At 46.7% G+C, this 16,657-nt stretch carries 13 protein-coding genes; 1 reads left to right on the forward strand and 12 read right to left on the reverse strand.

Annotated features, from left to right (window positions below):
• Positions 1-183 precede the first annotated feature (183 nt).
• From QP794_RS08065 to QP794_RS08095, 7 genes are all read right to left on the reverse strand, one after another.
• Positions 184-1,149 carry an ABC transporter ATP-binding protein gene (locus QP794_RS08065; RefSeq protein ID WP_285075735.1) on the reverse strand — a complete coding sequence of 322 codons (966 nt, stop codon included), beginning with the start codon at positions 1,147-1,149 and terminating at the stop codon, positions 184-186.
• Positions 1,142-2,125, reverse strand: coding sequence for an ABC transporter ATP-binding protein (locus tag QP794_RS08070; protein WP_285075736.1), 984 nt, complete (start codon positions 2,123-2,125; stop codon positions 1,142-1,144). The genes QP794_RS08065 and QP794_RS08070 overlap by 8 nt, the downstream gene beginning before the upstream one ends.
• Positions 2,126-2,134: 9 nt before the next feature.
• Positions 2,135-3,076 (reverse strand): oligopeptide ABC transporter permease, encoded by a 942-nt coding sequence (opp4C, locus tag QP794_RS08075; RefSeq protein WP_285075737.1) that lies wholly within the window; start codon positions 3,074-3,076, stop codon positions 2,135-2,137.
• Between the two features lie 12 nt (positions 3,077-3,088).
• Positions 3,089-4,045: an ABC transporter permease gene (locus QP794_RS08080; RefSeq protein WP_024632030.1), complete on the reverse strand. Its 957-nt coding sequence runs from the start codon at positions 4,043-4,045 to the stop codon at positions 3,089-3,091.
• Positions 4,046-4,145: 100 nt separating this feature from the next.
• A complete protein-coding gene (locus tag QP794_RS08085; protein ID WP_285075738.1) occupies positions 4,146-5,870 on the reverse strand; it encodes an ABC transporter substrate-binding protein in 1,725 nt (574 codons plus the stop codon).
• A gap of 321 nt (positions 5,871-6,191) precedes the next feature.
• Entirely contained in the window at positions 6,192-7,100 is a 909-nt protein-coding gene (locus QP794_RS08090) for an ArsR/SmtB family transcription factor (protein ID WP_285075739.1), read from the reverse strand.
• A gap of 159 nt (positions 7,101-7,259) precedes the next feature.
• The gene (locus tag QP794_RS08095) at positions 7,260-8,576 is read right to left on the reverse strand and encodes a hemolysin family protein (protein WP_285075740.1); all 1,317 of its coding nucleotides are present in this window, start codon (positions 8,574-8,576) and stop codon (positions 7,260-7,262) included.
• 379 nt (positions 8,577-8,955) lie between these two features.
• On the opposite strand from QP794_RS08095, the gene QP794_RS08100 reads away from it, so the two are divergent.
• A complete protein-coding gene (locus tag QP794_RS08100) occupies positions 8,956-10,812 on the forward strand; it encodes an alkaline phosphatase (RefSeq protein WP_285075741.1) in 1,857 nt (618 codons plus the stop codon).
• Between the two features lie 147 nt (positions 10,813-10,959).
• Here QP794_RS08100 and QP794_RS08105 read toward each other — a convergent pair whose 3' ends face one another.
• From QP794_RS08105 to QP794_RS08125, 5 genes are all read right to left on the reverse strand, one after another.
• Entirely contained in the window at positions 10,960-12,531 is a 1,572-nt protein-coding gene (locus tag QP794_RS08105) for a sigma-70 family RNA polymerase sigma factor (protein WP_285075742.1), read from the reverse strand.
• A gap of 216 nt (positions 12,532-12,747) precedes the next feature.
• Positions 12,748-13,269: a spore coat protein GerQ gene (gene gerQ / locus QP794_RS08110; RefSeq protein WP_483311879.1), complete on the reverse strand. Its 522-nt coding sequence runs from the start codon at positions 13,267-13,269 to the stop codon at positions 12,748-12,750.
• Positions 13,270-13,287: 18 nt separating this feature from the next.
• Positions 13,288-13,710 carry a cell wall hydrolase gene (locus QP794_RS08115; RefSeq protein WP_285075743.1) on the reverse strand — a complete coding sequence of 141 codons (423 nt, stop codon included), beginning with the start codon at positions 13,708-13,710 and terminating at the stop codon, positions 13,288-13,290.
• A gap of 158 nt (positions 13,711-13,868) precedes the next feature.
• A complete protein-coding gene (locus QP794_RS08120; RefSeq protein ID WP_285075744.1) occupies positions 13,869-15,554 on the reverse strand; it encodes a hypothetical protein in 1,686 nt (561 codons plus the stop codon).
• A gap of 204 nt (positions 15,555-15,758) precedes the next feature.
• A complete protein-coding gene (locus QP794_RS08125; protein ID WP_285075785.1) occupies positions 15,759-16,508 on the reverse strand; it encodes an SDR family NAD(P)-dependent oxidoreductase in 750 nt (249 codons plus the stop codon).
• Positions 16,509-16,657: the final 149 nt, after the last annotated feature.

The raw sequence follows: 16,657 nt of genomic DNA on the forward strand, positions 1-16,657 counted from the left end.
TCCGACATTCATGTTGGCAGCGTCTTTTGGTTCTTTAATTGCATCTTTGGGTGAATACTTCCAGAATGGATGAAACCTAAATAATTCCATTCCGTATCCACTTGATAACGTCTATATGAATTGATTCTCACGTGAATCGTCTCGATTTGTTAGGTCCCTCATCAAAATAACGATAACGATGAATCAGACCAAATGACAGGCTACAAAGTGATCGGCACCCACGTTTCGATACGCAGGAATTTGCTGCTTGCAAACATCTTCTGCCCATGGACAACGTGTATGGAACTTGCAGCCAGCTGGCGGATTCACCGGGCTGGGAATATCACCTTTGAGCACGATTCGTTCCCGTTTCAATTTGGGAATTGGTACGGGTACAGCTGATAGTAAGGCTTTCGTATACGGATGCAATGGATTGCCGAACAATTCATCTCTGGAAGCCGTCTCGACCATCGAGCCCAGATACATCACTCCGATGCGGTCACACAGATGTTCCACCACACTCAGATCATGCGAAATAAATAAGTAAGCAAGGCCGCGCTCTTGCTGAAGTCGTCTGAACAGGTTAATAATCTGAGCCTGAATAGATACGTCCAGTGCAGATACCGGTTCATCTGCGATAATCAGTTTTGGATTTAAGATCAAGGCTCGGGCAATCCCAATCCGCTGGCGCTGTCCTCCAGAGAACTCATGGGGAAAGCGATCAATATGATAGGATGACAAGCCACAGGCTGCGAGTACCTCCTTGACCAAATCACGCACCTCACTTGCAGTCGCTAACCCGTGATCCAGTACTGCCTCCCCGATCGCATCACCAATGCGTATGCGTGGATTCAGTGAACTGTAGGGGTCCTGGAAAATAAGCTGAAGCTGCGGACGGATCTTCCGCACTTCCTGCATGGACAACTGGTGCAAGTCTACACCTTGAAATCGAATCTGTCCCTCCGTTTTCTCTGTTAAACGCACGATCGTTCTTCCAACGGTGCTCTTGCCACTACCGGATTCACCGACTAATCCAAATGTCTCGCCTTCATGGATGGTGATGCTGATATCGTCGACCGCTTTCACATGAGCTACTGTGCGATTTAATAGACCTTTGCGCACCGGGAAATAGGTTTTGAGATGTTCAATTTCCAATAAGGGCTCAGACATGGCTCAATGCCTCCTCATACAGCCAGCATGCAGCTTTCTGTCCGGGTCCAAGCTGTTTCAGCGTCGGCATTTGCGTAGTGCATATTGACATACAGTGTTCACAACGATCAGCAAAATGGCATGATTGCTTCAAAGATAATGGATCAGGTACATGGCCGGGTATAGAATACAATTCATCCTGCCTTTGATTAATAATCGGCTTGGAGCGAAGCAATCCCTGGGTATATGGATGTTTGGGAGACTCAAACAATTGCACAACTTCCCCTTCTTCCACCACTTTGCCCGCATACATCACAACGACGTAATCCGCCATTTCCGCTACAACTCCAAGGTCATGCGTAATCATCAGGATGGAGGTTCCTGACTGGGATTTAATATGTTGTAACATATCCAGTATCTGTGCTTGAATGGTCACATCCAGTGCGGTGGTTGGTTCATCCGCGATTAACAGTTTTGGGTTACATGAGATGGCAATAGCAATCATAATGCGCTGTAACATGCCTCCACTCAGCTCATGCGGATAGCTGTTCGCAATCTGTTCCGGGCGTGAAATACCCACTTCGCCGATCAGCTCAACTGCTCTGGCGCGTGCCTGCTTTTTGCTCATTTTCAAGTGTACAATCAGCGGTTCCATCAGTTGCTCACCGATTTTAAGTACGGGATTCAGCGAGGACATTGGTTCCTGGAAAATCATTGAGATGTCGTTGCCCCGGATGGCACGCAGTGAGGATTTACTTTCACGGAGCAGATCCAGTCCACCAAAACGGATTGCACCGCCTACCACCTTGCCTGCCGGTTCTTCGATCAGTCCCATGATCGACATGGCGGTTACACTTTTGCCACAGCCCGATTCACCAACAATACACACCGTCTCCCCTTCGCGCACATTCAGACTTACACCATCCACCGCTTTAACATTGCCCTCTTCCGAGTAAAAATGAGTTTCAAGTTGTTCAATTTCAATCATGTTTTGCATGGGGAATGCTCACCTTCTCTTCTGTTTGGGATCTAATACGTCTCGAAGACCATCACCAAAAATGTTAATCGCAATAACGGTTACGAAAATGGACAGCCCTGGCGGAATCCATAACCACGGATGCTGCTGAAAATCAATCATGTTGTTGGCTGCATCGATCATATTGCCCCATGTAGGCGTTGGCGGCATGACACCCAGTCCAAAAAAGCTGAGTACCGACTCGCTGAGAATGGACCCTCCGATATTCAGGGTAGCCATGACGATGAGAAGAGGTACGATATTAGGCAAAAGATGATGAAATAGTTTGCGTCGGTCACGCAAGCCCAGAACAACAGCAGCCTGCATGAATTCCCGTTCCCGCAAGCTTAACATCTGACCTCGTACCATTCGTGCCATACCGGGCCAGTTGACAAAGCTGAGCATCAACATGACGATATACATTCGAGAATCCGGCGGAACCTTCCAATCCGATAGCAAAGCGCCGAAAATGAACAGCAGCGGTAATCCGGGAATCGTTAGCAGCAAGTCGGCAATCCGCATAATGACCTGATCTACAATGCCGCGATAATATCCGGCGATGGCTCCAAGCAAGGAACCGATAAATACCGATAGAACCATGGAGGCCAGACCAACGGTGAGCGAGATACGACCAGCCATCAGCACACGGGTCAGCACATCCCTGCCAAGCGCATCCGTACCAAGCCAGTGATGAATGCCTGGTCCTTGTTTCATCGCTGCCATATTAATCTTGTTATCGGTATAAGGTGAGAACAGCGGTCCGATGAAACAAGCCACAAACATCAGCAAAACCACGATGAGTCCGCCAACAGCCAGCTTGTTTTTGAGTAGTCTTCGCATCGACAATTTCCATAAAGAAGACTTGGCAGGAACCTGTAAAGGTAAGACTGTATCTGCTGTACTTCTCGTTACAGACGATGAGGAGGTTGTCATTTTCATAGCCCCCTATTGTAAACGGACCCGCGGATCTGCGATGTGATAGAGCACATCAGACAGCAGCGTTCCAATGACGGTCAGGATGGCGATAAACATGGTAAAGCCCATCAGCAGCGGATAATCCCGCAGTGAGAAGGACTGCATATATAACTGACCGATCCCGGGCCAGCTGAATATTTTCTCAATAATCAGTGATCCGCCGAATAAGGACGGCAGCTCGAATCCAATTAGTGTAATTGCAGGCAAAAGAGCATTGCGCAAAGCATGGGTGTATAACACTTTGCTTTCTTTTAAACCTTTGGCTCGTGCTGTTCGAATATAATCCTGCTTGATAACATCAATCATGTTACTGCGGAAGTAACGGGTAAGCGAGCCTACTCCAAGCAGGGTCATGACAATTACAGGCAGGGTCATGTGCTGAATCACCTCTTTGACATAAGCCAGACCGGTGGCATTACTTCCTGTGGTCATCATGCCGCCTGGAGGCAACCATTTTAAGTCGACCGCCAACAGCTTAATTAAAAACAATCCGATAAAGAAAGATGGCACGGACATCGCAGCAAATATGCCTATCATCACGAAAGTATCAAACCACGAGTACTGCTTGTAAGCAGCAATCACGCCGATAATAACCGCAATGAACCAGGTCAGAAACGTGGTCACCGCAGCCAGCAGGAATGAATTCCAGATATACTCGTTAAACAGCGCGAGCACGGGCTTCTGTTGTGCCAATGAATATCCGAAGTCCCCGTGTAAAGCATTTTTCATCCAGATGAGATACCGTTCGATCACTGGTTTGTCCAGTCCATACAATTCGCGGAGCTCGGCCTTGCGTTCTGGACTCAGCTTAATGTTGCTGGAGATATAGTCTCCAGGAGTAAGGGCATACAGGCTGAAAATCAGAACGGAGGCGGCCAGCAAAATAAGAACCATGTATGTCATCCGTTTCACAATGTAAGTGCTCATATCAGGCTCCTTATCAATGCATCCCCTGCATCTGCGACAACGCAAACACAAGGGACGTTTGTTTATTTCGGTATTTATGTTTTTGAATCTATGCGACCGCTTATTTCAGAGACCATTCCGGCAAGCTGGTTGCAATCCCGCGGTATGGACTGACAGAGAGCCCATCGATCCGACCGTTATAGGCATAGACTGTCTTTTTGTAACTGGTGAAGATGACAGGCAGCTCATCATTGAGCAACTGATACAGCTCTTTGTATACTGCCTTGCGTTCCTCTATGTCTGTCGTAGCCAGACCTTTGTTATATAATTCTTTCACTTTGGGATTGTCGTATCCTTTAAGCTCACCATCCACAAATTGCAGCACTCCGTCCGAAGGATCCGTTAGCATCGCTGTGGAGAAGGAAGCCACATCATAATCGCCGCCCTCCACTTTGGAGACAAGCGAGTTGAAATCGGCAAACACTTCAGGCTGGAACTGCACGCCAATCGCTTCGAAATTTTCTTTGGCTACAGCTATGAAGATATCCGTGGCCGGACTTTTGGTTCCGAGGAAATGAAGGGACAGCTTCTTCCCGTTCTTCTCACGGATACCATCGGCTCCAGGTGCCCAGCCTGCATCATCCAGCAATTGATTGGCTTTGTCCGGGTCGTAGGCGTATGGATTAATGCCCTCTTCCGTATAAGACCAGGAGATAGGCGAAGTCGGGATGTTGGCAACAGCACCTGCGCCCTGGTTAGCGTCCACATAGATGGACTGACGGTCCAGGCCATAAGTGAGGGCTTGCCGCACCTCTTTTTCCTGAAGCTGTTCATGTTCCAGATTGAGCTGTAAATATCCGTATGTACTTGGTGTGTAAGGCAGAAGGTTAAGATATGGGATATTTTTCAGCTTATCAATATTTTCCTGGGTAGCCGTGAACGAAGTGAAGTCGATCTCTCCGGTCTCAATAAACTGCCAGGTATCTCCTTCCGATGTTTTATATATGAAATGCTCGGTCTTTGGTTTTCCCTTGTAGTAGAACTCATTAGCAACGAATCGAACTTCCTGACCAGGGATGAACTTTTCAAGTTTGTAAGGGCCATTGCCTACAGGTGTTGCATGAAGATTTTTAATGTACTCGAGCTTCCCGAATTGATAATCTTTGCCGTAGTAGGCTTTGGACAACACTTCAGAGCCCAATGTAAGCAAAGCAGTAGCGTTAGGCTGTTCCAGTGTGACCGAGATCGTTACCGGATCAATGACTTGAATACCCTCAATGTGATCTGCCTTTCCTTCCGTATACGCTTTGCCACCTTTAACCTTGGTCGAGAAAATATCAAATCCCCCGTCATAAGATTTGTCATGCAGAATGGTCCATGTAAAAGCGACATCATCTGCTGTGAGCGGTGAACCGTCACTGGACTTGGAATCTTTTCTTAGATGAAACGTGTATGTACGCTGATCCTCGGACACATCCCAGCTTTCAGCGAGATCGGGAACCGGCAATCCTTTCTCATCTACGGTCACAAGCGAAGCAAAAAGCAATGAAGCAACGTTGCCATCATAACCGCTCTGATGGAAGTATGGTGTGAAAGCCCCACTGGGATCCGTAAGTCCCACAATGATCGTATCGGTTCTCTTTTTTGCCGTCTCAGGTAATTGATTCAGATCCGTCGCCTGAAATGGTGTATCCAGTGCTGCTGCAACTGGAGTCGCTTGTGTGGCCGAATTCGTTGTTCCGCTTCCAGAAGAAGTGGTCTCTGCTCCCCCACCTCCTGCACATGCAGATAACACAATCGTACTACTGATGATTAATGATGCCACGGATAAACCCTTCATTCTCATAAAATCCTCCCCAACTCATAAATAATCCATATTTTTCTCGCTCAGCCATTCCTAATTCCCGAAATAATCCAGAATATATATAATTCCTATGAAATTAGTAAGGTATAAGTTCGATAAGCCCTATTATAAGAATCGTATTCGGTTCTGTAAATAGAGAACCACAAAAAAATATTTATATTAAACCCATTAATATCCACTTTAAAGCGATAAAATAGCCGTATGTTTTGCGCGGATTTCCTGAATAAATTTCAGTTCGGCCACAACAAACATACGGCTGTATCGGAGGGATTTTTTTTTCTAAAAACCACATTTTGATAAACGTTATTGCTCCAGATAATTCATGACATTCGGTAAAATTTGTTCCAGTGCATGAAGACGAAGTGAATACTCAACCAGGCTCTCTCCTTCAAAATGCGCATAGACAAGTCCAGCTCCACGAAGCTTGGAAAGATGGTCATGAGTAATTCCTTTGGAGAGCTTCAAGTGACGAACAATCTCTATGAACGAACGCGGTCCCTGATGCAGAAAACGCATGATTTTCAGTCTATTTTTCTCTCCCAAACTGCGAATCACACGCAAATGATGGGTCGGGATATACTCGTCGTCTCCCATATACAATCTGGCGGAATAATGACACAACAGGGTATCCCCAAAATGCAGAATGACATTTAGCGGCTGAAAATGAAATTGCGGCACCAGCAGCAATGTTTCTAGCCCCTTCATATCCCGAAACATCAAACCGTTGGTTGCCTCGTCCAATACATTCTCCTGAGGAGCTTGTCGCAATTGCTCCTTACGGCTTAGAACCTCTTGCCTTAATTGATGTATGATCGTTGGATCAAGCAAACGAAAATATTGCTCATTCCACCCTTTTAATACATAAGTCATTCGAGTCTGGAAAGCAGCGATATCATCCGTATACGGGAAACTATAACGGGCAAAAATGTCACGGAGCTCCGGCACGGTTTGCTTACTGAACCATTCAATAAAATCCTCCGGCTCCTCATCTTTCATTCTCAAACAGACAAGCAAATACATCCATTTCCAATCATCATCCACTTTCATATCTTGCAAAATGTCAGTAAGCTCCGAACTTAGCTGCCCTTCTGTTTCTTGCGCCCAGGCTATAGATAAATCCATTTTTTTATGTGATTTCCGGCAAATATATGTATGCAAGCTGGCCATGAATTCAAATACAGGCGTAAATCCAACCTCAATGCGATAGCTCAAACTTAACCTCTCCTATCTTGCAAAGTCGTTCCATTATACCCTGTTTGCAGCCGTGCATGCTACGATTAAAGGGCAAAACAAAAGCCGCACAGTGAAATCATTCACCGCACGGCTTCTCTATAGATCGGGATCTCCTGTCACCCAAAAATGATACCTTGATCAGGCTCCTTCGCCTTCAACCATCAGATCAAGCTTAATCACATTCACACGTGAAATCCGCTTATGCTCGGTCTCTTGAATAACAAAGACATATCCGCCATACTCTACCGACTGCCCCACTTCTGGAGGGATGGCCTCTACTCTGGAGTATAACCAGCCGCCAATCGTATCATAATCCGCCCGGTCCATATCCAGCCCAAAGCGCTCACTAACCTCTTCAATCAGCATAAGGCCGTCAATGGAGTACTCCATCTCATCCACTTTCTCAATGGAAGGACGCTCTTGGTCAAATTCGTCCTGAATCTCGCCCACAATCTCTTCCATGATATCTTCCAGCGTCACAAGGCCGGAGGTTCCTCCGTACTCATCAATCAGGATGGCAATCTGTGTCTTGCTGCGCTGCATCCGCTTGAGCAGGTCACTGATCGGGGTAGAATCGGGTACCGCTAGAATTGGTCGAATCACCGAGATGGTATCTGTAAGCTGTGACCGCATCAGGTCTTTAATGTGAATAAAACCGATAATATGGTCTTTGTCACCGTTATATACCGGATAACGGGTACGCATGCTTTCACTGGCGATTTCCAAGTTTTCCAGCATGGACTGATTGGCATTCAGACAGATCATTTCCGTCCGCGGAATCATAATTTCACGGGCGGTTGTTGCCGTAAAATCAAATATATTATCAACAAGCGCCAATTCAGTATTGTCAATTAAACCGCTCTTATTGCTTTCTTTCATGAGAATGCGTATTTCATCTTCACTATGCGCCGAGTCATGTTCCGAGGCCGGTGCCATTCGAAACACTCTCAGCAGGCTGTTCGCCATACCATTCAATGCCCAGATAAAGGGATACATTAATTTGTAAAAGAACGTAAGCAGCGCCGCAGACCATAACGTAATCGTCTCTGATTTGCGGATTGCCATCGTCTTGGGAGCAAGTTCCCCGAGTACAATATGCAAAATTGTAATAATAACAAAAGCAATCACAATGGAAATTCCGTGTACGTATACCGGACCCATTCCAAATGCAGTTAACATGGGCTCTAACAGGTGAGCAATCGCCGGCTCTCCCAGCCACCCGAGTCCTAGTGAAGCAAGCGTTATGCCCAATTGGCAAGCGGATAGGTAAGCATCCAGGTTGCGTACAATATTGGAAGCATACATCGCGTTTTTATTGCCTGTTTCCACCAAAGCTTCAATCCGGCTACCACGAACTTTGACCATCGCGAATTCTGCCGAGACAAAGAAACCATTCATCAATACAAGCAAAGCAATTAAAAATAAATTTAATATACTCGGTAAGGGGTCACTCAAATTATCATCCTATTCGCCGTCATTCTTCGGCAAATAGGTCCACCTCCTTCGAAATTGTAGGATATTTGCCATTCTGCCGCTCATATGCAGTTTCAACTTCCCAATGCGTTCACCTCCACCTTCTTCTGTCGAATAACAAGGATATGCTTCTTTTATTATATAATTCTACACTACACAGTCAATCCGTGTCCTATGACAACGAAATGAAGCTTACGGGCTATTTCGTTAACAAATGTACCGAATTCGCAGTTTTTTTTACGTTTTACTAACAAATATATGCATGTTCTTGCTTATGGTTTAACCTTTCTCTTACGCTCAGATGATAAATCAGCTATATACTTCCAATTAGAACAACAATTTGATTTCGGAGGTATGCACATTGAAAATTAATCATGCAATGAAATGGAACGCGTTGCTGCTTAGTGCAGCTGTCGCAATTACAGCAGTGCCTTGGCAAGTCCATGCGGAACCCCTCTCCACGCAGCAACAGACGGCACCTGCCGCATTTACCATTCTTCCTATTGACCGTGCTCAGATTCTGGCAGGACAAAAGCTGGATTTCCGGGTTGAATTGAATGGGGCCAAGCTGAAATCCGGAGATATCAAAATCCAGATTAATGGTTTGTCACCAGACAAATACTTCGGTAAATCCGGTACATGGACAAGCAGTAACGATCTGAGCACAGAGTACACTATTCGGGATGTTACCTTTCATGAGAGCGATTCCATTGTGGTAACCGCCGAAACGACTGCTACAGGCAAGCGTACATATTCACGGGTCGTATACCAAGTGTTCGATCCTTCCAAAGACACAGCCACACTGACAAACGGTGAGCAGGCCAAAAATGTCGTTCTGATGATCGGTGATGGCATGAGCGCGAATATTCGCACCGCTGCTCGCGTGGTATCCAAGGGCATTCATGAAGGTAAATTCAATGGCTGGCTGGAGATGGAACAAATGGAGTCCATGGGTATGGTCACCACGTCAGGTATGGATTCCATCGTCACCGATTCGGCCAATAGTGCTTCCGCTTATGCAACCGGTCACAAAACGGCTGTAAATGCCGAGGGTGTCTACCCGGACAATACGCCAGATCCTTTTGACGATCCAAAGGTGGAAAACATCGTTGAGTTGGTCAAACGGACACGCGGCATGGCTACCGGCCTTGTAACGACAGCGGATGTAACAGATGCCACACCGGCAGCGATGGCCGTACATACGCGTAAGCGCGGGGAACAAGAAGCAATCGCCAGCATGTATCTGAATGAAGCCAACCGACCGGATGTTATTCTGGGTGGTGGACTGGAATGGTTCCTTCCAGCGAATGATGGTGGAAAACGCAAAGATGGACGTAATATTGTGGAGGAGTTCAAAAAGGAAGGATATACCTACGTTACAGATGCAACGAATCTGGACAAGTCTGGCTCTACCAAATCATTGCTTGGCTTATTCCGCAAAGGCAACATGAACGTATATTATGACCGGGAATATACTCAGCCTAACAACGCAGAGATTGTGGGCAAGGATACGGATCAGCCAACGTTGATGGAAATGACCGACACCGCCCTTCAGGTGCTGGAGCAGAATAAAAACGGATTTTTCCTGATGGTCGAAGGAGCATCCATTGATAAACAGGCTCACACCATGGATTTTGAACGCTCGATATGGGATGCGATTGAATTCGATCAAACGGTCGGTCGTGTTAAGACCTACGCAAAGGAACATCCGGACACGCTCATTATCGTTACATCAGACCACGGTCATTCCCTTACGCTTAACGGAACGTATAACACGGAAGCCGCCAAAGGAAAATCTGGCGACGAACTCCGTGAATTGATCGGCACATATGCGGATTCCAAATTTCCGACGTATGTGGATGAAGACGGTGATGGCTTCCCGGACAACCCGGACTCCGAATGGAAAATTGCTGTAGGCTGGGGCAATATGCCGGACAACAATGAGGATTATCTTGCCAATCCGGTGCCAATTAGTCCTACTATTCAGGACCCTAACGTGAAGGACAAAACATGGTATATCGCCAACCCGGATAAAGACCCGGACGGTGTCCACTATACAGGTAACCTGCCTCATGATGAAGGCCAGGAAGTCCACACATTCGATGATGTGCCAATTAATGCCTCGGGACCCGGGGCTCGCTTGTTCACCGGTTATCTCGATAATACGGATGTATTCCGCAAGATGGTAACCGCATTGAAGTTGGATGCATCCAAGTGAAAAAAGGTTGAACAAACAAAGAGTATCCTCGCTCATGTTCAGGCATGGCGGGAGGATACTCTTTTTTCATGACGATATGGATGAGAATTGGATAGCACGCCTATCCGCAGCTCTACGGCTTCTGTTGCTTTTATTCTGCTTCTAACTCTACAGGATGACTACGGTCTCATTAACGGTGTCCCAGCGCCAAGGCGTGTCATTGCCTTCACCAATTTGAAGACCACCAATCCAGGACTTATCATTTCTTAATAGTGTCCAATCTGCTTCTCCATTCAGCACCTGAACACCCAGATCGGTCAGAGACAAGACACTGTGACGGAAATCGTCATGCTGCTGCTGAAAATCAGGAAAGGCTTGTACACCGCTTAATTGAAGTAAAGCATGAGGTTCCTCCGTCATTCTCTTCAGATGAGCCCAGTACTCCAGATCACCCATTCCCAGAATATGCAGTTGGTCTCCAACATGCTTGAACAATGGATAAGGGCTGTTCACGCCCTCTCTCACGGCCTCCAGTGTGGATTGCTCAATTGTGCCCAATCCGTTCGATACAGAAGGCAGACGGGACAGGTGGGCCTTGAATGCAGCATGTGCAAAAGGGAGCACCAATGTGTTTTTCAGCAAGTAATCCTTGTGATCCTGAATGTCAGATGATGCATACGCTGTCCAAAACTCGCTACCAGCCTGGATTTCCTCTGCCCCCATCACGTGCCAGGTACCTGATAAACGTCCGATCTGTGATGGTGTGAGTTGCCCCAGGCCCCGAAAATGTTCAATATCCGGATAGGCATCGATACATAACAGATTCAGCTTCGTATCCCGTAGATCCAGTTCCTTGAAATAGTGAAGCAAGTACGATAGCATCGCCTGATCGTAGAGATCGTACTCAAACCACAGAACGATCTCTTTGTATTGATGGAATGATTGTAACGTTTGCTCAAGTTCCTTAATTTTCAAATATTCAGTCTGTGGTATACCCAAGTGCTGCTCCAAATACTGTGCACGTTCACTTCGTGCCTTCTCATTCCCCATTTCTCTCGTTAACGGTCCAAATGTATAGAGCTCTCGCCAGACCAGAATCTCACCTTTAATCCCGCTTTGTCTTAATCGATCTGCCGCATGGTCACCATTCATAATGTGAAGCATCCCTTTTCCTCCTTCATATAGATCACTAAATACTGAAATTACATCCGCCACAGGCAGTGAACGTCTGAGCCTGGACCTGGCATCATACAGCCGTTTTTTAAGCGCCGGAACGTTGACCCCGAGGTATTCTGACATTTCCTTGAGTGAATAGCCTTGAAAGTAAAACAGTTCAACCGCAAGCTGCATGGAAGATGGCAAAATCGAAATTGATTCTCGCAGGAGACGTTGTACCTCTCCTTTCAAAGCCTGCTCTTCAGGATTATGAGCCTGATCCTCTTCCTGGAATAGATCCTGAATTTCCATAACAGGAACAGTGGCATGTTGTTTACGCCTGAGCTGACGATAACACTGTCTCTCCACAATGACTTTGAACCACCCGGGAAAAGCATCCGGATTGTCCAGCTTGGACAGATTGGCAAAGGCCTCTGTGAACGCCTCTTGAACGGCATCTTCGGCCAGGAACATGTCCTCTAATTTTTGATAGGCGACAGCCAGTGCCATTCCGCGAAATTGCGTCATCAGCTGTTCGTAAGCCTCGGCTTTCCCCCGAATTGCTCCATCGATCCAGTTCTTCAATGTGTTTGCTCCTTCCTGTGTACTTGCTGCATGATGTATTTATCTTTAAGTGCCCTGATCTGAGAAAAAGGTTACTTTCGACTGTGTTTTTATTTTATTTAAATTTATGTTCTATATCATAATATAGGAAAAGCCGTCCCGTTTGCGGAATAACATCCACATTCAAGACAGCCTGTGTAGGGTCATGTTATATTATGTTTTGTTTTTCGCTGCAGCTTAGCGTCTGCTTGGTTGTTGCGGATAGTTCCCGATCACACCTGGATATTGGTACAACAACGGCTCATCGAATGTAGCGTAGTCGAAATTGACCATCAAAAGTATAATCCGTTTTCCATTGTTTGGGTCACTGATAATGATATGGTCACGACCAGCTGCTTCCAGTATGCCTTGGAAAATACGGGCGTTCCACTCTTTGTTACCTTCGTAAGTCATGTAGAATGTTCCACATTTGCCCAGGTTGAGCCGCAGGATATTTTCGATATAGGACTGTTCAAACTGCGGCGCAGTTGTTGTTACTACACCACCCGTTGGAGTCATTGGGGCACCGCTGGATACGAGCGGAGGTACGCCGCCTGTGGAGCTAGGTGAGACCATGCCTGGTGTTGGCGACATCATGGGCATACCGTTACCGATTTTATAAGACGTTCCTTGCACTTGCGAATTGGCCTGTTGGCCCATAACTTGCGAATTGGCCTGCTGGCCCATAACTTGTGTCGGTTGATAAGGCTGGTTAATCATTCTGATTCCTCCCAAAATTTAAAATACACTCGGACAGTCTTCGCCTGTCGGACTGAAGAAACAATGCGCCTTGAAGCGGCCTGTATTTTGCTGGTCATACCAGGTTGGTGGACATTCTCCCACAGGACGGAAAAACCACAGAGAGTTGCTGGCTGGCCAGAAGCGTTCGCCATTAATGACACGCTGTGCCAGGCGTATTTCCGATTGTCTTGCCCGTTGGTAGAAGTACCCTTTTTGCGTGGACTCGAAGCCACCCGGATTCTGAAATACCATTCGATTAATGTCCCGAATATCACCGAAATCCAAGCAATCACCCAGCACCCGGTTTACACCTACATTGCCTACAAGCAGCATGCCTTGTACGCCGTCACCTTCAGCTTCGGCCCTCATCAGCCTTGCGAGCAGCCTGACGTCTTCCGTGTTGGCTTTAATAACAGCCATATCCTGTTTCCTCCCTTGTTGAACCTCTGCATCACCGTATATCGTATTGTGCAGACGCCCATTCGGTGACACAATTTCACATTTTGCCATAAAAAAAAGCCCGGAACCTCACCCTATGTGAAGTCCCGAGACAAAACATTTCCTTATAACCCGCCTATTTAGGGCTTGGCTTGAATCCAGTAATCGTAAGCATGAACGATATTGCCTTTGTAGGCTTTATACTCGCTTAACAGTTCTGGAAGCAGTGCGAGCTGACGTTCCATTTCCGCTGCTCCCTTATCATAAAATGAAATATGTCTGCCTTCAAAATTCTCTTTCATCTCCACCGAGATCAAAAGTGATTTACCGAGACGGTCCGCGATTTTCATTTCCTGACTAACGACATCCGCAATTCCATTGGAGCCTTCAGCAATGTTACGGAATGCCATTAGGGATACGTGATCCAGTGTTGTGATCATGTATTCACTGACAGACATGTCTTTACCCGGTAACGGTAACGTATCGAGCCAGACGGCCAGATCGGCACTCGTTTCCAGATCACTGTCCTTTTTCGTCTCATCATGGAAATAAGCAATATTCGCAGCCCATTCGGTCAGCAGTGTATCCCGATCATATTCCCATTCAGGTAGGGTGTATGGCTCGATATCCAGATGGATGCCCTTAAAACGTTCATCCGGTTCAGATTCGGCATTATAATTTTTCACATAATTGATCAAGCGCTGTATCCGTGGGCGGTTCTCCTTTTTGCCCCAGATCGGATGGCCACCCATGGCATGGACCTCAATCCCTTGAGCCTGAGCACGTTTCACAAAACTGCGATAACTGGAATACGGTTGATCCAGATCAAGCCTCACGTATAACCAATTAATGTTTTGCGCTTTGGCGAACTCCAGAATGTGGTCTCCCCCGTCATTCGTAACCTGAGAAGCTTGCCAGATGTAGGTTCCTCGAATTTCCGGTTGATTGGTCGGTTCCTCGGGTTCAGGCTGTTCCTCTGGCTCCAGCTGCCCCCAGTACACGATGTCATGCACAGCCGAACCTGCGTAGGAAGCATGATCCGTGAATGCGGAGGCTACCTCCTTTACCACACTCTCCAATTGCGTTGCACCTTTGCCGGCAAACGTAGTGAACTCTTCCCCAGGCATCGGCTTGGTATTTACCCCAACGGTAATAGAACCATTTCTCGCGTCGGCCCATATCATTTCCTGTTCTACCAAACGTATAATTCCATTGTTTCCTTGCGCACTATCACGGTAAGCGAGCAGCGTAATATGATCAAATTGCCCGATAAACCAGTGTGACAATGACTCGTTATCCGCATCATCAGTCGTTCTGCTGCCCGTCACGGTGTAAGAATCCAGCCAAAAAGGCAAGTCAACATTCACTTCAACCGCCCCGGCCTGGTTCACGTTTTCCTGTAATAGCTTCATATTGGCAACCCAGGATTGCACCAGCGGCTTGGCATCTTCTTTCCACTGTGGCAGTACATAGGGCTTGATATCCAGGTGTATGGCGTCAAATCGTTCTTCCGGCTCTGCAGCCAGATTGTAATTGCTCACCCAGGACGCCAGCTTGAGCATCGGACCTTCACGACCACTCACTGCCCATGACGGATCTCCTCCAAGAGCTTCAACTGCAATTCCAGCCTTGCTGGCATTGGATATAAACGTCTGATAGACCTCCTCTGACAGATTCATATCCACATTCACATACAGTCTGTTAATCTTATGTTTAGCTGCATTCTCCAGCAGCTCATTTCCTCCATCACTGACAGATTTGGCCTGCCATACCCAGGCTGCTCGTATATCTGCGTCAGCATCAGCAGTAGATTCAAAGCCTGTCATTATAATCCCTCCAATCAGCAGTAATAGCCAAAACACTTTCCGGGATGAGTTCCCGAACATATTCTCCCTCCATTCCTGTACTGTGGTAAAATCACATTTATTATAGCAACCGAGTTATCAAAAACAAATAAGCCCAAGTGCTTAACTTGGGCTTATTTCTGCTATGTTTTCAAAAGTTTACAATCGACCGGATAAATCCCGGTACTAGTCCTCATATATCATTTTTCGAGTCATGCCCCCGTCAATAATCAGGTTGGTCCCTGTGACAAAGGTATTGCTTGGATCGGACAAATATAAACAAGCGCGGGAGATATCCGAAGGAACGCCCACTCGTCCTGCCGGGTGTTGTTCATGGTCCTCTGGCTTCAATTTCTCAACATTGCCTGTCTCAATCCATCCCGGACTGATACAATTGACCCGAATTCGGTCCTTGCCCAATGAGACCGCCAATGCATGTGTCAACGCCACGATCGCACCCTTGGACGCAGCATAGGCCTCTGTTTCCGGCTCTGACATAAACGCACGTGTTGAGGCCATATTCACGATTGCCCCACCATTTTCGTTGTGCTTCATATGTTTGGCCGCTTCCCGGCTTGCGAGAAAGCAACTTCGCACATTCGTATTGAGTATATCGTCCCACTCTTCCAGCGTTAGCTCATAGGGAGACTTCCATCTGGAAACACCTGCATTGTTGACGAGCACATCAATCTGTTTAAATTCGTCTATTGTAGTTTGAATGAGATTCGTTATATCCTTTTCTTGACGTACATCACACTGGACAAAAATGGCTTCTCCACCTTCATTACGAATGGAAGCTGCCGCCGCTGCCCCTTCTGCTTCCTGATAGTCGGCAAGTACGACTTTAGCCCCTGCTACCGCATAGGCCTCAGCCACGCTTCGCCCGATTCCCTGGGCTGCTCCCGTCACAACCACAATTTGATCTGTAAATGACATCATCATTTCCTCCTCTATTGAGATGGTCCTTTCATCATATAAGTTTACATACAACTCACTGATTATGGACCATAAAATTGAACTAAGTCTCTTCTTATATAAATACACGTTAGCCCCATTAAGAAACGCTTGTCCCTAAAAGAAATTAA

The organism is Paenibacillus sp. UMB7766-LJ446, assembly GCF_030226665.1.
Taxonomy (GTDB): domain Bacteria; phylum Bacillota; class Bacilli; order Paenibacillales; family Paenibacillaceae; genus Paenibacillus; species Paenibacillus vandeheii.